Below are 18,053 nucleotides of genomic sequence, written 5' to 3'. Positions count from 1 at the left end.
GGTGAGCCGTAGGAGGTGACCCCCGGAACGTGGGCTGCAGGCTGGCGCATCTCCTGCACCGGCCGAATCGCCACGATGCAGGGTGCCGGGCGATGGCGCGCGCCTCGGTCACCGCGCTCGCCCTCCGGCCCCGATTTCTACCTCGAGCACCTCAAGCGGCTGACCGCCAACGGCATCCAGCCGCACTTCATGCTCGCCAACCTGCCCCAGCCTGGAGATCGTCGAACGACTGATCCGCGCCGACCTCTACACCGGCCCGCTCAACCTCAACTACGTCGCCATCGGCGGCGGCGCGTCCGCGTTCCACCCCGCCGATTTGGTCGAGTTCGCCCGCCGCACCCCGGACGGCGCCGTGCTCACCATCGAGAGCATCATGCGCTCCACCCTGCCGATGAACACCATCGCGATCGCCCTGGGCCTGCACGTCCGCGTCTGAGCACCACCCGGTAGCGGGGCACCCACGCCCCGCTCCCCGTCCGGTCGGCGGCCCACCGCTGGTCGATCTGGCTCACCAAAGTGGAACCCGATGCCAGCTGGCTCGGCCGGGTGGCATCTGACCTCTCGGCCGATCAAACCAGCGCTTTGAAGCAGATAGCGATGTCGCTCTCCCGACACGATCGCCATCTGCGCGCTGGGGGCCGCGCCGTGCTTCGCGCGCCGGCCGCGTTCTCCTCATGAGTTGTTGGCTGGTGGGCACTTGTCTCACCACGATCACCTGACGCAGGGAGAACACGATGAGCACCTGTCCCACCCGTGGCCGTGTCTACCGCCGCTGTGGCTGCCGTGACGAGAGCCGACGGCAGTTGGGATCCTCGTGTCCGGCGCTGCAAACCAAAGCAGGGCGCGGGAGTTGGGCGTACACGGTAGACGTGCCGTCTTCGGAGGTGGGACGCAAGACCCGCCGCCGCAGCGGCTACCGCTCGGAGCAGGACGCGCGGCACGCGCTGGAAATCGTGCTGGACGCGGAGCGGATCGGAGTGTTCGAACGACCCGAAGATCACCGTGGGTGCCTATCTGCTCGAGTGGCTGGCGTTGAAGGAGAAGACCCTCAAGGCCTCCACCTACGCGAACTACCACGCGTACGTCCACAAGGACCTGCTGCCCACATTCGGGCGGATCCGGCTGGTCGAACTGAAAGCCCGACACATCGAGAAGTGGAGCACCGATCAACTCTCCGCCGAACGCGGCCCGGTCGCCGTGTACCGAGCCGGCTCCGTGCTGCGTAGCGCGCTCGGCCCGGCCGTGCGCGGCAAGCGCTTGATCTACAACCCGGCCCGGCGCGCCATCAGGGCGCGGCCGGCCTCGCCCGAGCGGCTGTGCTGGACCTCGCTGCAGGCCGCCGGTTCCTTAGCCACAACGCCCAGAATTGCGCGGATCAGCTCGGGGACCTGTTCGAGGTGATCCTCGCAACCGGTCTTCGGCGCGGTGAGGCACTCGGTCTGCACTGGACGGACGTGCACTTCATGGAGCGCAAGGTGTACGTCCGCTGGACCCTGTCCGCGGTCAACAACAACGAACTTCACCTGGGACCGCCGAAGACCAAGGCGAGCCTGAACTGGGTCAGCCTCAACGCCCGGGCCATGGAAGCCCTGCGGCGCCAGGCCGACCACCAGCAGTCACTGCTCCCGCCGGGCGCGCCGTTGGACGGACTGGTCTTCGCCGGGGTGGACGGCTCGCCGCTGCGGCCCCAGCACGTCCTGAATGAGCTGCGGCGCACCGCCGAGATCGGGCTGCCCCGGATCGGGGTGCATGACCTGAGGCACACTGCGGCGACCATCATGATCACCTCTGATGTGCCCATGGCGGTGGTCTCCAGGACCCTGCGGCACTCCACCCTGGCCACGACCATCAACATCTACGGGCACCTGCTCAAGTACGCCGCGGACGAAGCGGTCCACGCCCTGGCCGACGCCCTCGCACAAGCCGAGGCCGACCTCGACTCCGGCCGTCCTCACCACCTCGGACGCGCTGCCTAGCAATCGAAGTGCCGGGCTCCGGGCGCCAGGGCTTCTCGCATGCCGGGCTTGGAGCCGGACCGGGCACGGTCAGCTCCAAGCCCGAGCGAGTGCCGCTCGCACGGGGTCGCGATCCGGTGATCACGAGCCCAGGCAGTCACCATCTTCTGCCTCCACAGCGAGGGAACCGCTGCGAAGCAGTTGATCAACGACAGGCCCCGGCACCAGCAGATCAACGCTGCCGGCCGACCAGTGCGCAGCCACCTGATACACCGCGAGGACACCGGCCTCCCACCGGGGAAGCCGGTCCTCCTCCCCCTCCCCGCCGTGGGCGCGGTCGAGCGGCGGGAGATCGACCGTGACCGAACGGCGAGGAACCGCCGCGTGCTGCGCGGCCAGAGCACGCGCCTGGGCATTCCAGTCATCAACGAGGCGATCCAGCGCATCGAGAGCCTCCCCGCGACCCCGCCGGCGGGACCCGAACGCCTCGTAGACCACCGCCATCACCGCAGCCCTGCCCACCTCAAGCCCGTCCCAGCCGCCAGCACACTCCTGTTGCCAGCAGGCCCACGCCTCCTGCACCAGCCACGGACCGCCGGGCCCCGGGCCGACCAGAGCCGGCCCACCATCGGTCCCTGGATCCGGCGGGGTTGGCGGATGTTCACCCGGAAGCGGCCACGCGCAATGCGTGCACAACTCCCCGACCGCGAGCATCAGCGGCATCTCCAGACGGTGAACCGCCGGCGCGGATCGCAGCTGCCCGCAATCCGCGCCGCCATGAAGCCTTCCCAGGCCGGACGACGACCGGAAGCAGGACAGCGGCAGCTCCTGGAACAACCCCAACGGAACATCGGCCGCAAAGATCTGACCCAACCGAAGCCTGCGCGTTTCCGGGTTCAGCATCGCGGCAACCGAAAAGCACAAAGACGAAGAGCGAATCGCGCCTCACCCGCCGCGACCCGAGCGGTTACCAGCGGCCCTCGGCGCAGCGACGGGCGAAGTGAGCTCCTTGTCGCGCTCTCAAGGGGTAGCAGCAGCTCAGCAACCACGCCCGGCCTCTGGTGATCGCGTGGTGGTCGCAGCGCAACGATCACTCGACAGGACTTCAAGCGAGGATCCCGACCCAGAAATCGGGACTAACCGGTGCGAATCAGTCGCCACCGAGGAAGATCGCGTACGGCGCCCGTCAAGCCGACGACAGCAGGTCACCCCCTCAGGAGGGCCGAGCTCCTCCGACCGCGAAGCACCACGCTTGACCACCCGGCCCCAACTCCAGCCTGGCTACGGCGAGTTGTCCACCGCCACCTGCCATCAGGCTGCGTTCCCAGACCGGCCAGGGCGCGACCACGACCACCACCCCGCGACGCGCACAAAAAGGCGCTCCCATCATTTTGATGGAAGCGCCCTCCGACCTGCGAAAACTCGCGGTCGGGACGACAGGCCTTGAACCTGCGACCCCTTGACCCCCAGCCTGTTGACCCGGTTGTCCGAGACATGGAGCAGGATGAGCCTGACCATTCGTGTCTCAAGGAGGGATGTGCGGCATGGCCACCACCAGCTCACGGCTGCCCGTGGATTTCCTGGTTGCCGTCGCAGCCGGTGCCGACGCCGGGTCGGCTGCGGCCCGGATGGTTGCCGGGCAGGCCCGCGCGCTGGCGGACGACCGGCAGTACACGCGCCTCCTCGAAGCACTGCTCACGAAACCGTTCCGGGGCGAGGCGCCTGACTGGCTCCTGGAAGCAGCGGTGACGAACGGCCTGCGGAAGGCAGAGTCGGAGCCCGACTACATGGTCGGGACGGCGATCGAGCTGGTGGCTCTCGCACTTGCCCATCCCGCGTGCGGGGATGCCCTTCGGGACAGCGCACTCCGACAGTGCACGGCTAACCAGCTCGGCTCGCTCGGTACCGCCCGCCGACCGCCCGTCCTGTGCAGGGCCGTCGCAGCTGAACTGCGCAGGCGCGTGCCTGAGCGTCCGTTCATCACACCGGCCCTGCTCAAGGAACCGACACCGGCCCAGCTCGTCCTGCGGACGGAACGCCTCCACGACGACGTGTTCGACACCGCGATCTCTCTGCTCCCCGATGCACCAGACGAGAGCAATCACGACAACGAGAGCTCCGAGGCCAGATGGAAGCGGTTCAAGCAGGCGTTCGCCGCCTGGGGAACCATGTGGTTGGCGGTCCTCGAGCGCCACCCCGACCGGCACTCCCAACTCGTCGTCGGCACCGAAGGAACCGACGCCCATCCCGTGATCACGGACCAGCTGCTCGGCAGCGTGCCGTGGATGGTCGAGCCCGGCCTGCTCAAGCGGATCGCCCTGCAGGACCTGGACCGCTTCGCTCAGGCCAGGTTGGCGGCCCGGGTGTGCCGCGCCGTCCAGGACGGGTCCTCACCGGAGGAAGCCCGGGAGCGCTTCGCCGCCGAACTCGCCTCCCTCAGCGCGGAGGACCGCGAGCACATCGAGCACTATCTCGAGGACAGTGGTCGCCGGGCCCGGTGGGGCGTGCGCGCCGCCGTATTCTGGGCTTCCCACGCCGCCGAGGAGCCGTGGCGTCTGGTGCTCAACCCCGCAGAGGCCAAGCCCTCGTACGGCGATCCCTACACCTGGCTCACGCCGGCGGATGAACTCGCCGAACTGGGACGGCGCTTCGCCGACGTGGCCGTACAGGCGCTCCACACCTGGCAGCCGAACGACTCCCTCGGCGTCAGCCGGGCGGCCGACCTCCGCTGGGTCCACGCCATGCTGCTCCACCTGCCCGAGGTGACACCTGCCGTCAAGAAGACGGTCCAGTCGATGATCCACGAAGCCCGCCGCGGCCAGGCCCGTCCCAGGTCCTACGACTACACGGCACAGGAGGACCATCGACAGTTCACCGAACTGATCACCGCGATCAGCCGGATCGTCGCCGACCCGCTCCCCCAGACACCCGCCACACGACGCGCGGCCCTCGGCGATCCCGCGCAGGTAACGCCCCGCGCCCTCTCCGCCGTAACGGCGGACGTCCTCGACGAGTACCTCGACCGGCATGCCGACGACGAACTCGTCGAGAAGGCACTGCTGTCGTTCGCGCACAGCGGCTACGGGCACAACCGCTCCTTCCCCGACGTCCTCGCTCGCCACACGAACCCGCAGCAGGCAGTCCACATCCTGACCCACGAACTTCGGAGCAGGCTGGGCGGCAATCCCGCCAACCGCGAAGCCTGGGCCCGGCACGTTCTCGCTCTGCCCGACTGCCGCAACGAAACCGTCCTCGCCATGCCCGCCTGGACCGCGCTCAAAGCGAGGGGAAACCACTACGACAGCATCCACCCCACCGTGGTCGCCCTGGTCGTCGGCACGCTCGGCAACGACGACAACGCCTGGCAACGGCTCGCCGACAGCCCGATCAGCCCCTCCGGCCCCAACGCCTGGCTCCGCCTCGGCGACATCCTCACCGCCGCAGCAGAGGGATCAGCATGGCCAAAGCCGCCCACCTCCCGATGACAGCCCCGGGCCGCCCCGAAGCAGGCTGGCCGTAGACAACACCGCGCCGGTCCGAGTGCGCAGGTCAAGACGGTCGGCTGTCTCGGGCCTGGCCTGCGTGCCCCAGAGAATGCGGCTGTCGCTGTCGCTCCAGACCTCCTCAGCGCCTCACAACCCCGCTGGATGGCAACGGCCGGCCTTCCGGCCAGAACCCCAGCACCGTTCTACGAGGAGGGGCGCTCGCTTGAACGGGCGACCGCGCTGGTGGCTCGCTGTGTACCGCGGTCGGCGCGGCCTGCCGGGTCTGGGGGCTGCGCTTCCCTTCCCTGGCGTGATCCCGCGAAGCTACGATGACGACCTTGATGTGAGGGGGATCGGTGAATTTCGAGCAGCGCATGTACGCCCGTTTGAAGTTCCTCGACCTCATGGCCGACCTCGACGGCGCCGCCTTCGAGACCTTCTTCCAAAAGGTCATGCAGGCGGTACCCGGGATTCCTGGCCGTACGGACGCACGGCAACGTGGGCGATCAGGGTTCAGATGGGCTGATGCTGAACAGCAACCGGCTCTACGCCTGCTACGGCCCGCAAACAGTGAGCGCGAAGGACATCAAGAAGAAGTTCAAGGACGACCTCGCAAGCGCACGCAGACAGCGCTCCGGCCAGTTCACCACGTTCGTCTTCGTACACAACGACCGGCGCGGCGTGCATCCGGAGGTGGCGACTCTTGTCGCTACCGCCCGCAACGACCACCCCGATTTGCGTTTCGAGGAGCTGGGCAGCCGGGCGCTGTGGCAGGAGCTGATGCAGCTCGACGTCGTCGTTGCCGAGGACGTGCTCGCGTGTGAGATCCCGGTCAGACCGATGGCCTACGGCGTCGGACTGGAGGACCTCGTCCCCCTGCTGAACCACCTCACCCAGCTGCGCGCCCAGGCCGATCCACTCATGGAACTTCCACAAGTGCACGCGGACAAGCTCAGCTACAACCAGCTCGACTCAGAATCGCGTGAAAGCCTCAAACTCGGCCTGCGAAGCGTCCACCTGGTAGAGGCCTTCTACGCTGGCGGGATCCGCGAGCTGGAACAGGACGAGGTCGCGCGTGGCTTCCGCATCTACTACGAGCAGGTTCGCCAGGAGTGCGCCGACCCGGAGGACGTGCTGTGGCAGCTTGAGATGTACGTGATCGGCAACGCCGCCCAGCCACCCAGCCGCCATCGCGCGGCATGGGTCGTGCTGGCGCACTTCTTCTTCCGCTGTGACATCTTCGAGGCGCCACCGGCAGGCTGGAGCCCGGCCGAACTCACAGGGGCAATCCGGTGATCACTCCGACCAGCTCAACGAACCCAGAACCGTCAATCAGACGTGGGCACGGCTCAAGGCCTGGCGCGAGGAGAAGGATCACAACTCGCCGCTGTCGTTCAGCTGGTTCGTCCTGGCCCTGGACGTGCTGTACGGAATGGGCGTGGTCGAGCTGCGCCACGACCTGCTCGTCGCGAGGAGTGCACATGCTGCGCCGGCTGAGCGCTGACGACGCCCGGTTCAAGACGGTAGTGTTCGCTCCGGGCCTGAACCTCGTCCTCGCGGACAGGACCAACACCTCGGCGACGACCGACAGCCGCAACAGCGCCGGCAAGTCGAGCATCATCGAGCTCGTCCACTTCCTGCTCGGTGCGCGTGCTGATGCCCGCAGCCCCTTCGCCAAGCGTCCCCTGAAGTCGATCACGTTCCAGCTTGACCTCGACTGGCCAGGCATCACCCAGCCGCTGACGGTGCGTGGAACCAGCTCATCGACCGCAACCTGTTCGGCATGGGGCCGGACCACCCCGGGGTCAGCGGCCGCACCCTCCTCTCGTACCTAGCGCGCCGGGTGTCGTCGCACGGCTTCAACGAGGCTGGCCGGACCCACTCCAAGCAGTCCGCGGCCGACGCCACGACCAACCTCGCCTTCTTGCTCGGACTCGATTGGCGCCTGGCTGATGGCTACCGACAACTGGCCGCACGCGAGGCGACCCGCAGGCAGCTTCGCCAGGCCGTGAACGACGCCTTCCTCGCCATCGAAGCGACCCGTAACCAGATCAGCGTCACACCGCGCATCGACAGCGACGGAAGCCGCGGCATCGGCAACATGGTGATCTTCTGCTTCGACCTCACTCTGGCCGTCATCGCCCACCACCACAGACGAGGACCTGACTTCCTCATCCACGACAGCCACCTCTACGACGGCGTCGACGCGCGCCAGGTAAAGGCCGCACTTGAACTCGCCATCCAGGTCGCCGGCGAAGAGAACATGCAGTACATCGTCACCCTCAACACCGACGACCTCGACAAGGCGACCAGGCTCGGATTCGACTCCGCCCCCTACGTGAACACCACGGTCCTCACGGACGAGCACGCGGCCGGCGGCCTGTTCGGTTTCCGCTTCTGACCGCCCGAACACACCTCCCAAGCGGTCGTCGCGAGCGCGGCAAGGGGACCCGAATGCTCTCCACCCGACTATTAACCTGTCCACATTCATTCGAGCGATGATGGAGAGCCGTAGCGGGCAGTATCTGGTCGGTGCCACCCGCCGGCCGACGAACGCCGTAGTCGGTGCCCCGCTCGGCCAGGGCGCCCCTTTCCTCAGCCGATGCCGACCCGTCACCGTGACGGGGTTGGTGGTTCGCGCTCGCCAATGAGTTTGCCGACCTCTCGTACGCGATGGTGCTTGCGGGCCTCTCGCACAGGAGCGCCGGGTGTTGTCAGTCGAGGCTTCGCCGCCGGGCCGACCGCGCAGACGGATCCGGAGGCTTCTTGGGAGGCCGGTGGCCATGAGCGCGGAACTCGGTCTCGTCGGGGTGCCGCCTGACCCGGACGGCCCTCCAGGCTGTGTCGAAGTCGATCTGTCCGCCGGCCGCCCGTGTGAGGCGCCAGGCGCACCAGCTGGTTCGCGGGGCAAGCACCCAGCGCAGGACGGTGGTTCTCATCCTGCCGGTTCCGACAGGCCAGATCCCTCCGCCGGGTCGGCCGGGCCAGGTGGCTCGAGGAGCGCGTCGAGACCGTCCGCGAGGTCGCGGTGGCCTGCTTTGCGCATGTAGTCGGAGGTGAAGGCGAGGAGCATGCGCCGCTGGTGCAGCTGCTCGAAGCGGGAGAAGAACGTGCGCAGGATCTCCAGGAACTGAAGGTCGGCCGGACCGGTGGCCGGAGCCCGGGCGGTCGCCAGCAGTTGCGACAGGTTGGTCAGGGCCTTGATGAAGTTGGTCCTGGCGCTCTCGTCGGTCAACTTGAAGTCCTTGAGGTGCTCCGCCCAGGTTCCCGTGCCGGGCATGGTCAGGGCGGCGGCCAGGATCGCCGGATCGGCGAGTGCGTGAGCACGGGCTCTGGCCGCCTGGAGGAAGACGGTGTCCTCCAGTGCCTGGCTGCGGCGGGCGCGCATCAGTACGGCGGTGGCCTCGGTGGCCGTGGGGTCCAGGACCGCGGTGATCTGCGCCTGCAGGATGACGTCAGGGTGCCCGGGCAGCGGGCGGCAACCGGCCAGGTGCTCGGCCAACGCATCCTGGGCGCCTGGCAGGTCGGCCGGGTCCAGCCGGGCGGCGGCATCCACGGCGGCGCGGCGGAGCGTGGTGCGGACCAGCCGCGCGAGGCCCGCCGTGTCGTGGCCCGGCAACTGGTCGGGGTAGGTGGTGGCGGTGATCTCGGCGGTGAAAGCGATGTCCGGGTACTGGGTGGGCAGGACGGCCGGGAATGCGGTCACCGCGCGCCGTAGTTCCCGCCGCTGTGCGCGGGTCGGCTGGTCACTTCTCACGACGGCTCTGGTCGGGCGGCGGGGAAGCGGCGGCTGATCAGGCGCCGACGGAACTCGCGCATGGCCTTCGACTCGGTGTTGACCTCGCGGCCGATGACGACGGCGGCAACCGGGTCTAGGCTGATGCGGCCGCTGACGACCCGCTCGATGAGCTCGAGGACTTGGTCGGCCGGCAGGGGTCCGTCGATGCTGGCCTCGGCCCAAGCAGTCAGGCTGCTCTCGCAGGTGCGTGCGAGTGACGAGTCGGGCAGGGTGGCATTCCAGGCCGCGACGATCTCGTCGGTGACGGACTCGTCATGGCGGGCTGCGGCGAGCAGGAGCTCCGTGGGATTCGGGTCGGTGGTCAGGTCCGCCAAGGCGAGGAACGCGCGCCGGCCGGCGCGCGAGCGGCCGGCCCTGGCGGGGCTGCTGCTGTCCGGCGGTCCGATCCAGTCGTTGACCGCCGCCCAGGTCACAGCGAGCTTGCCGTGCTCGCTCACCAGGGCGCGAATGGCCTGTCCGGCCTCCTCGTTGGCCTGGTCCTCCACGTCGCGAGCGAGGACGTGGCGGAGGCGTACCAGGGCCTGGCCAGGAAACTGCTCGGCGAAGGCACCCTGGCACACCAGTGCGGCGACCCTGGCGACCTCTTGGTCCCGGCTCGGTGCCCAATTCTCGCGCAGCTGTTTGCGCACTCCCGCGCCGAGGACAGGGTGCCGGGCGGCGGAGGACAGCATGAGGGCGGCGGCGCTACCACGGCTGAGTGCGGCGGGGGCGCCGCCGCCCCGGGTCGTGGGGCTGGGCAGCACGCTGCTGTCGTTGTACTCGGCCGCCAGCTTCGCCAGCAGGTCGGCGATGGTGCCGAGCCGGTCGGCCCCGATCTCGCCCGTGGCTGTGATCCGTGCGATCCACTGCCTGATGTGGCTCTGGGTGTTGGCGAGTTCGGTCCAGATGTGTTTGAGGACCGCGTAGCCGTAGCCGGGCCGGTGAGTGAAGGTGACCTTGTTGTCGCTGACGTTGGCTCCTGCCTCACGCAGGCGGCTCCCCAGGTCCAGGCCCGACAATGCGTCGCGCACGCTGTTGTTGTCCGAGTCCCCAAGCAGGTCGCGGGCCGCCTGGTGCACCTGAGAGGGACTGGCGCCTTCGAGGAGTACCGCGGCCAGGAGCAGTGCGCGATCTTCCGGGCGTTCGACGGTCCGGCCGAAGAAGCCTGTGATGTAGTCCTTCCAGCCGGTGAACCGTTCGACGGCCGCTGAGAGCTTCTCCTCGCTTTCTACCGCGTCGGCGAGCAGCCGGGCGAGTTCGGCAGCGTCGGCCGGATGCATGCCCTTGGTTACGAGATGGGCGAGGTCCTGCTCGTGCTCCTGGGGCTCATGTCCGGGCTGCAACCGCTCGAGGAGTTCCGGGCGGCGGTGGTACAGCCCAAGGTGCGATCTCACCAGGTCCAGAGGGGCCGGCGGCCGTGCCCGCACAAGCACCGCGGATTCAGGGCCCATGGTGGGCCAGCCGTCACGGCCTGCGATCACGACCAGGCAGGAACCGACCTGCGCGAGACGGCGACCGTAGTCGCCCAGCTTCGAGGGCATCTCCTTCGGCCAGTCGGCGATCTCGGCAGAGACGTCCAGCAAGTACCCACAGTTCTCTTCGATCGGGAGCAGGCTGGTGTCCGGCGGATCCCAGTCCGGTGTGATCTGCCACAGCCGCAGCGAGGGTCTTCCTTCGCTGCGGCGCGGCTTCTCCAGCAGGACCAGGGACCGGACGGCGATGGCATAACGCCCGTCGCCGCCGTCTCCGCCAACGACCGCCAGACCGCCTTCGCGCAGGAGCACATCACGGGTCTGCTCTGCGGCGAGCACCTCCGTGCCGTCGCGGCTCGTCCTGACCCATGCCTGCCGCACCGCAGAGATCACCGACGGATCGACGGGGTGAACCGGAAGCAGTTCCTTTTCATGGATGTTGACCACGGCGAGCACGCTGGCCCCGCTGGCGGCCTGGGCCTGGACGATCACCGACCGGTGATTGCCGTCGGCGCGCTGGACTCCGGGCGTGCCAGGGCCCGGCTCCTTCAAGGGCTGTTCCACCGTCACCGCTTAGGCCAAGTTGAGGCAGCGATGGAACCTTGCCCCGTGCTCACGTTGCCGCTTGCCTGGATGACGACGCTGCCGGTGTTGCCGTTCGCGTTCATCACGGAGCCCGTTGTCCTGCCTCCGTCCCCCAGCTCGACGAGCAGCTGCTCCAGTTCCTCAACCGCGTCGGGGTTGCGTTGCAGACAGGCTCCAAGCTGCCAGAAGCACTGTGCCCGGAGCGCATCGTGTGCTCCGTCGCCGTCCGGGCCCTTCTCCGCGGCAGCATCGAGGTCCGCCAGCTGCCGCTCCGCGGCCTCGGGTTCATGGCGCGTCAGGAAGCGAGCGATCCGCTCCTTGACCAGACCCCACCCGGACCGTGCCACCTCCACGGCCAGCGCCTCGGACGCCCGTGTCGCCAGGTCCATCACGTCGATTTCGGCAGCACCCATGTCTCACCTCTCGTCCGGCCTCACGCGATGGGCCGCGCCACGAAAGGATGCGAACGGAATGTGACGCCGCACAAGCCGATCGTGCACATCGACCGGATCCCGCCCTCCCGGAGCGCCGACCTGCCGCCGGCGCGTCCCCGCCGTCGTTCGAATCCTGTGCACGGCAGGTATGTCGACGCATACACAGTCTTCGACCACGGGCAGGCCCGTGCTGTTCGACTGCCGGAAGCCCGACCACGGCACGAGGCAGCGGCCCCAGAGTGGCGCGAATCCAGGGTCGGGCTGAGAAGACCTGCCCTGCCGCCCGCTCCCCAGATGACAGCGGCTGTCCCACCGACCCCAGAGCCTCGATCGCTCTGAATCGCGCAACTCCCGCCAAGGACAAGGTGCGCCGGGCAGGCTGTTGCCCGCTGGCAGGCAGCCGTGCTGGAAGCCAGCGGGCTTGCGCTGGTCCGGCCATGAGGCCCACTGTCACACCAGTCACAGGAGTGTGACCACCTGTGGACCGACGGCTCAGCCGCCCTTCCGGCCCACAGGTGGCGGTGGCCCCGGTCAGCGGCGGAAGCCGCGGTCGGGGTCGCGCGCCTCGACGTTGTCGAACGACTCGAACCACGCTGCCGGGCGCAGGTCTCCGATGCCGAGTCGACGGTTCGCGTCGTCGTCAGGGTCCTCGATCCCGTCGAAGCGGGGGCTGTAGAGCATCAGCACGTCGGCGTCCTGGAAGAACAGGTCCTTGCAGGTGTCGAAGTCGTAGTCGTCGTCGTGGACGGGGAGCTTACGGTGCAGGCTCTCCTCATTGTCCTCGACCTCGTCGAGGTAACTCGGTGCCTCCCGGAGGGCCAGGTGGAGGGCGAGTTCCTCAGCGGTGCAGGTCGGTTCGGGCCAGCGGCCGTGTTCGAGGTCGTCGGTCAGGTCGTCCAGGGCCCTGGCCATGCGGCGGCGCCACTGCAGGTCGCAGCCGTGGGTGAGCTTGGGCAACCGGGCGAAGAACTCCCAGTCGCCCTTGTCCTCGACCGTGACGGGCTCGTCCCCAAATGCCTCCGCGTCGTCGTATGCCTGGTCGGCCAGGCCGCACAGCGCGCTGTGCAGGAGGTCAGCGGTACGCGGGGTGAGCCGCCAGGCGCAGTCGTCGCACTCCTCGTCGTCGCAGTCATGCTCGGTCGCCGCGAACAGCGCTGCGAAGTCCGGGACTTCCCCCCATTCTGTGCTGATGGTCCGGCCTTTGGCCTCCTGGGTGGAGAGTCGCCAGCCAGCGCCGAACTCAGCGGTCACGGGCTTGGGGCTCCAGTCGGCGACCTCGTCCCCGTCCTCGGCCCGCAGCCGGTGGCCGGTGCTCTGGTCGGTGACGTTGTCGGCGCCGTCGATCACCTCGTCGCGACTGCTGAGGCACATGACCGCGCCGACTACGTCGTTCGGGTCGTCGTCATCCAGTTCCTCCGCCGGCAACGGCGCCCAGCCTTGCGCCGCAGCCGTCCTCACCAGCAATTCGGGGTCGTAAACGTGGTACTCGCGCAGTGTAACGATCTGCACGACCGGGCCCGCAAGCTCGCGAAGGCGCGCGTCGTACGGCGTTCGGACTTCCCGTTCCTGGTGCCCACCGTCGTCGGCCTCGTCTCCCGCGCCCTGCGCGGTGTCCTCGGACAGCCCGCGCCAGTCGATGAGCGATCCGGCAACCGCGGGCCAGGTCCGAGCGAGCGCGTGCGTGACGGCCTGCCGGAGGGAGGCGGCCGGAGCGTCCGGAAGCTGCGCGCAGAGTTGCTCCATCGACACCGCCCGCCAGGTCTTTGGGGCGGAGGTGAGCGCCTTCCGCAGCAACTGGGCTGCTCGGTGCGCGAGATCGCTGTCGCGGCAGGTCAGTACAGCCTGGAGCGAGGTGGGTCCGGTGGCGTGGCTGACGAGGGCCATGACCCGGCTCTTGCTGGATGTGTGTTCGCAGAAGAAGTCTCCTGGAACCGCGTTGACCTGGTGGTCGGGCATGCGGAAAGCTCCGATGTAGGAAGGCGCACAGCACGGCAAGCGTGCGCTGACGTTGGAGTTCCGCTGGTGGGCACGCTGCGAACGTTCCCCCGGACGGCGATGAAGTCGGTGAGCCCGTAGCTGGTTCCGCCGGTGCTACCGGCGGTCCGGACCAGGTGCTACCGCCACTGTACCTGGGCCCCCGGTGGAAGCGCCCCGGCACACGGGCGCACCGTCCGGTCACACGGGCACGTGAGTAGCTACGGAGGGCCGTTCCGATCAAGTCAGCTTTGGTTCCGCCAGGTTGAGAGGCCGTAGGCAATGGGGCTTCGAACAGGTGTGGTGGCACGGCAAGAGGCCACTGCGGAGCGATCGCAGCGCCATCCACGTCAACCACCCATCGACCACAGAACGTGACCGCTCGGCCAGTGCGTCATGGGCAGGTACACCACTGACCACTCCACGACCAGCCACGAATAGGGTTCGCTGGAGAACGAGCCAACAGGAACCATGAGCGGGCGCCCTCATGCATATGCCGACCAAGCTCGGTCAGCCCCGGACAGCAGCATTGCGTGGCGGGAACGATACATCCTCTGACAACTACGGAGGGCTGCCCATGGACGGCGCAGGAACGCCGATCGAGCGCATGCACAGACTGGATCACCTGAGCCCCTTGGAGGCCGCGAAGGCGCTCAACCTGCCCACCGGGCTGCCCCAGCACACGCCCACAGGTTGCTCGAGCGACGACAAGCCCAAGAGCGACGAACCCCTGCTGCACTCCGTCACGGAAGCCGCGAAACGCCTCGGCGTCGGCGTCGCCTGGCTGCGTTCGGAATCCGCCGCCGGTCGAGTCCCACACCGGCAGATCGGCAGCCATCGAATGTTCAGCGAGGACGACCTCGCGCAGATCGTGAAGGACGCGTACCGGCCGAGCAGCGGAAAGACCCGAGGCCGACGCTGGTGAGATCGAGCGTCCCCGCGCCTGCCGGATCACGCGTAGGGGTCGCGCAGTGGCCTGGGCGCACGAACCCCGCGCGTGATCTCATCGGGCAGGTCGGGGCCGGCGGTGTAGTAGCGGCCCTGGGCCTCGCCTTTGGCGGCGAGCCAGCCGGCGCGGACGAGTTCGCGGATGTCGCGTTGGGCCTGCTGTTCGCTGAGCTCGGCGTCGGCCTGGTAGGTGGCGCGGCGCAGGCGGTTGCCCATGGCCGCGGGGTAGAGGGCGTAGAGCATGCGGTCGGGCCAGCCGTGTTGCTCGACGGCTTCGTCGAGGGCGGTCCAGACCTCGCGGGTGGTGGTCACCTGGCGCTCGACGCTCTGGGCCTGCTGGTGGTGGGCGCGCAGGCAGAACCGGATCCAGGGCAGGGTGTCGCGGTCGGGGGTCCAGACCGGGCCGCCGACGTCGGCGAGAATGTCGTAGTAGCGGTAGGTGTTGCGGGCCCGGCCGAGCCATTCCTCGATGCTGGAGAACTCCGGCGCCATGATCCCTTCGCGGGCCAGGACAAGGGTGTGCAGGGCGCGGGACATCCGCCCGTTGCCGTCCGACCACGGGTGGATCGACACCAGATTCAGGTGCGCCATCGATGCGCGCACCAGACCCGGTGCGTCGAGGTCTCCCTCGTTCAGCCACTCGACCAGCTCGCCGGTCAGGCCCGCCAGCTGTTGGGCATCAGGGGCGGTGTAGGCAGCGATGGTCGGGTCTTCGGCGGAGGTGACGTACACCGGCCCGGTACGCCACCAGCCGGGCCGTTTGATCAGGTGGTGGCCCTGCATCATGAAGTGCAGTGCGTTGAGCAGGCCCTTGCTGTAGGCGAAGTCGTCGCCCGCGTCGGCGAGGCGCTGGATGTAGGTCATCGCCTGCCGATAACCCTCGATCTCGGCCGTGACGGTGTCGTTCGCATCGATCGGCGCCTCGCCGACCATGATGTCCTCGACGTCCGAGACGCTCGCCGCGTAGCCCTCGATCGTGTTCGAGCCGGCGATCGCCCGCGCCGTGAGGTTACGGCGCAGCTGCCCCTCCCAGCGGCGCGGGGTGCGCAGATGCAGACGCAGACGGTCCCGCATCTCTCCGATCTCCGCCAGAACGGCCTGGTCGATGTGGTGCAGCGTGGGCACACCGTAGAGCATGAGGCGATGACACCATGACGGCATCATCGAGTCAAGGCAGACCGGCGCAACGATGACTCATGAGTACTTCAACACCTACTGGAAGCCTCCCGTCCCGGATCCGTTCAACAAGATCACTGCCGCCGACCACCTAGCTCCGCCGACCACCCGCCGCCGGGCCGCACGCCCACCCATCAACCACGGCCAGCCGCCCACCCAGGCCGCCCCCGCTCAAACGCAGGCCTGGGCAACTTCCTGGCGGAAGCCGTCCGCAACGGGCTCGACCCGACGCTGGTCACCCATTGGCTGACCATCCTGGCCGACGCCACCGGCAGTCCCGTCCTCCCGCCCCTGGCCTCTATACCGCTGGCCGACTACGTCAACCTGCGCCTCGCGGCAATCCTGACCGGCCTGGAAACCACCACGCATGTTCCCTACCTCGCCGGCTGGCGTCTGCGGATCGAGCCCGAGCTCGGGCACCTCCCCCTGCGCCTGATCACCACCGGCCTCATCACCGCCGCAGTCCTCGGCTGGATCGCCGACGGCTGCAGCCGCTCCACCCCTCGCCGTGCTCTCCCGCACCTTCGAGCAGGCCATCGTGGACGGCATCCTCGAACGCAACCCCGCCCACATCACCGGCTGGCAGCACCAGTTCCAGCAAGCCGAAGACAATCTGTGGGACCCCCGCACCCTCGCACTGCGCGACTGGGACGCCCTCACCGAACTCGCCGACGCTCTGGTCGAAGCCTCGTACAACCACTATCGCGGCTGGGGCGACGTCGTCGTCCACAGTGCCTGCACCGCCACCCGCATCGGAGAAGTCTCCGGAGTTCGGGCCCGCGACGTCGACACCGGCAAGTGGCTCCTGACCTGCCGCCGGCAGACCACCCCCGCACCCGGCGGTCTGGTCGACAAACACACCAAAGGCCGGATCGCCCGCTTCATCCCGATCATCGAGCCGCTGCGCCCGCTCATCGCCCGCCGGTTGCAGGCCACCCGCGGCGACCCCGACGCCCGCCTCTACACCGGCCCGCGCGGCGGCCGCATCAGCACCGCCGTCCTACGCGACGCTACCAACTGGAACGAGGTCACCCGCAACCTCCGCTACGAACACCTACGACGCCACGATCTGCGCCACACCGGCCTTACCTGGACGGCCGACGCCGGCATCCTTCCGCACATCCTCATGGAAATCGCGGGACACCGGCTCATCGCCACCACTCAGCGCTACTTCCACCCCGACGTGCTCCGGATCCTGGAAGCCGGCCAAGCCCTCACCCATCACCTCGAGAAGCTCCAACGCGACGGCCAGATCACCCGCCGCTGGTAACACACCGTTACTGCCATCGCCTCGAAATGGCCGCTGACAAGCCGCTCCGAGGCTGCCCGAGTCACTCCGCGGCAAGCAGAGGCGCCAGAAGGGCCTTAGAAATGACCCGATATGAACCAGTTTGACCTACTTGACCCGCGGCCGGCGCACTTCACCTTGATTCGAAGAACAACCCGCATACGAGCCGCTGGAGCAACGGGTGGCGACGCACCAGCGGCCAAGCCTGGGGACCATCTTGGGACCCGCCCAGGACCAAAAACGGGCCCCGAAAACCAGTAAGAGCGAGCCCTTGGTTTCCCAAGTACCCGCTCTCACAACCGACTTCACAGTCGGGACGACAGGATTTGAACCTGCGACCCCTTGACCCCCAGTCAAGTGCTTCAAGTAGTGTCGCCAGCCAGGACCTTAAGGTCCTGGCTCCTCTGCTTCTCAACTGCCTTGCTCTCAATGGGCGTTGGAGGTCTCAGACATGCCCGACCGATCGAAGGGGATCGTGCGGAGTGAGGCACCGTCAGCGTTCACTTCGTGCACAAGCGTCCGTTATCGCCCATGGGCGCTCATTGGCGCTCATTGCGCGTGGTCCCAAAGTGGTCCCCAAGCGGTCCCCAGGGCTCCGGTCACGGCGAGTGACACCAATCTGGCGGGCCTTCAGCAACCGCGGGTCGTAGCACCCCACGATCCACCAGCAACGCCACCGGCCAGCGGGTTCGCAGAGGGCGAATCAAGGTCGACTACCCATCGGCTACGGATGGTGATCTTCCAGGCGGTGTGTCGTCTTGAGCGTGTCATCGCCGATTGGTTCTGACGTGCCTCGCGCCCCCTCCCACACGCTCTGCCGCCACGCCCGACAGGGCAGCGACTCTTGGTCCCGGGATCACCCAATCCGAGAGAGGGAAGCTCATGGGACAGCGTGCGCAGCGTGGCCGGGTCTACCGGCGGTGTGGCTGCTCGGACGGGCACGGGAAGCAGTTGGGTC

The 18,053-nt window shown here is 68.2% G+C and carries 16 protein-coding genes; 10 read left to right on the top strand and 6 right to left on the bottom strand.

Annotated features, from left to right (window positions below):
• The first annotated feature begins 211 nt into the window (after nt 1-211).
• From ACZ4W5_RS09625 to ACZ4W5_RS09615, 3 genes are all read left to right on the top strand, one after another.
• Nucleotides 212-436 carry a 3-keto-5-aminohexanoate cleavage protein gene (locus ACZ4W5_RS09625; RefSeq protein ID WP_465653784.1) on the top strand — a complete coding sequence of 75 codons (225 nt, stop codon included), beginning with the start codon at nt 212-214 and terminating at the stop codon, nt 434-436.
• A gap of 566 nt (nt 437-1,002) precedes the next feature.
• Nucleotides 1,003-1,401, top strand: a complete 399-nt coding sequence (locus ACZ4W5_RS09620; RefSeq protein WP_465653743.1) for an N-terminal phage integrase SAM-like domain-containing protein — start codon at nt 1,003-1,005, stop codon at nt 1,399-1,401.
• On the top strand, nt 1,398-1,976 hold the full coding sequence (locus tag ACZ4W5_RS09615) for a site-specific integrase (protein ID WP_465653742.1): 579 nt from the start codon (nt 1,398-1,400) through the stop codon (nt 1,974-1,976). Before ACZ4W5_RS09620 ends, ACZ4W5_RS09615 begins: the two co-directional genes overlap by 4 nt.
• Nucleotides 1,977-2,096: 120 nt before the next feature.
• On the opposite strand, the gene ACZ4W5_RS09610 is transcribed toward ACZ4W5_RS09615, so the two are convergent.
• Complete coding sequence (locus ACZ4W5_RS09610; protein ID WP_465653741.1) at nt 2,097-2,858, bottom strand: hypothetical protein; 762 nt, start codon at nt 2,856-2,858, stop codon at nt 2,097-2,099.
• Nucleotides 2,859-3,499: 641 nt separating this feature from the next.
• Between ACZ4W5_RS09610 and ACZ4W5_RS09605 the strand changes: the two genes are divergently transcribed.
• From ACZ4W5_RS09605 to ACZ4W5_RS09585, 5 genes are all read left to right on the top strand, one after another.
• Complete coding sequence (locus ACZ4W5_RS09605) at nt 3,500-5,440, top strand: hypothetical protein (protein ID WP_465653740.1); 1,941 nt, start codon at nt 3,500-3,502, stop codon at nt 5,438-5,440.
• Between the two features lie 525 nt (nt 5,441-5,965).
• Nucleotides 5,966-6,736, top strand: a complete 771-nt coding sequence (locus ACZ4W5_RS09600; RefSeq protein ID WP_465653739.1) for an ABC-three component system protein — start codon at nt 5,966-5,968, stop codon at nt 6,734-6,736.
• Nucleotides 6,672-6,944, top strand: coding sequence for an ABC-three component system middle component 6 (locus ACZ4W5_RS09595; protein WP_360238281.1), 273 nt, complete (start codon nt 6,672-6,674; stop codon nt 6,942-6,944). Before ACZ4W5_RS09600 ends, ACZ4W5_RS09595 begins: the two co-directional genes overlap by 65 nt.
• Nucleotides 6,922-7,275 carry a hypothetical protein gene (locus tag ACZ4W5_RS09590; protein WP_360238279.1) on the top strand — a complete coding sequence of 118 codons (354 nt, stop codon included), beginning with the start codon at nt 6,922-6,924 and terminating at the stop codon, nt 7,273-7,275. The genes ACZ4W5_RS09595 and ACZ4W5_RS09590 overlap by 23 nt, the downstream gene beginning before the upstream one ends.
• On the top strand, nt 7,224-7,841 hold the full coding sequence (locus ACZ4W5_RS09585; RefSeq protein ID WP_465653738.1) for a DUF2326 domain-containing protein: 618 nt from the start codon (nt 7,224-7,226) through the stop codon (nt 7,839-7,841). Before ACZ4W5_RS09590 ends, ACZ4W5_RS09585 begins: the two co-directional genes overlap by 52 nt.
• 534 nt (nt 7,842-8,375) lie before the next feature.
• Here the strand turns inward: ACZ4W5_RS09585 and ACZ4W5_RS09580 are convergent.
• From ACZ4W5_RS09580 to ACZ4W5_RS09565, 4 genes are all read right to left on the bottom strand, one after another.
• Nucleotides 8,376-9,146: a hypothetical protein gene (locus ACZ4W5_RS09580; protein ID WP_360238275.1), complete on the bottom strand. Its 771-nt coding sequence runs from the start codon at nt 9,144-9,146 to the stop codon at nt 8,376-8,378.
• A gap of 47 nt (nt 9,147-9,193) precedes the next feature.
• Nucleotides 9,194-11,260 (bottom strand): hypothetical protein, encoded by a 2,067-nt coding sequence (locus ACZ4W5_RS09575; RefSeq protein ID WP_465653737.1) that lies wholly within the window; start codon nt 11,258-11,260, stop codon nt 9,194-9,196.
• The gene (locus ACZ4W5_RS09570; protein ID WP_360238271.1) at nt 11,257-11,688 is read right to left on the bottom strand and encodes a hypothetical protein; all 432 of its coding nucleotides are present in this window, start codon (nt 11,686-11,688) and stop codon (nt 11,257-11,259) included. Before ACZ4W5_RS09570 ends, ACZ4W5_RS09575 begins: the two co-directional genes overlap by 4 nt.
• A 552-nt stretch (nt 11,689-12,240) precedes the next feature.
• Nucleotides 12,241-13,665 carry a hypothetical protein gene (locus tag ACZ4W5_RS09565; protein ID WP_465653736.1) on the bottom strand — a complete coding sequence of 475 codons (1,425 nt, stop codon included), beginning with the start codon at nt 13,663-13,665 and terminating at the stop codon, nt 12,241-12,243.
• Nucleotides 13,666-14,260: 595 nt separating this feature from the next.
• Here ACZ4W5_RS09565 and ACZ4W5_RS09560 point away from each other — a divergent pair.
• Nucleotides 14,261-14,608, top strand: a complete 348-nt coding sequence (locus tag ACZ4W5_RS09560; RefSeq protein WP_465653735.1) for a helix-turn-helix domain-containing protein — start codon at nt 14,261-14,263, stop codon at nt 14,606-14,608.
• A gap of 26 nt (nt 14,609-14,634) precedes the next feature.
• Here ACZ4W5_RS09560 and ACZ4W5_RS09555 read toward each other — a convergent pair whose 3' ends face one another.
• Nucleotides 14,635-15,756, bottom strand: a complete 1,122-nt coding sequence (locus tag ACZ4W5_RS09555; protein ID WP_465653734.1) for a Fic family protein — start codon at nt 15,754-15,756, stop codon at nt 14,635-14,637.
• 559 nt (nt 15,757-16,315) lie between these two features.
• On the opposite strand from ACZ4W5_RS09555, the gene ACZ4W5_RS09550 reads away from it, so the two are divergent.
• A complete protein-coding gene (locus tag ACZ4W5_RS09550) occupies nt 16,316-17,077 on the top strand; it encodes a tyrosine-type recombinase/integrase (protein WP_465653733.1) in 762 nt (253 codons plus the stop codon).
• Nucleotides 17,078-18,053: the final 976 nt, after the last annotated feature.

This window comes from Kitasatospora sp. NPDC029367 (genome assembly GCF_055569135.1).
The sequence above is the reverse complement of the archived record's forward strand: the minus strand, read 5'-3'. Positions and strand labels throughout refer to the sequence as shown.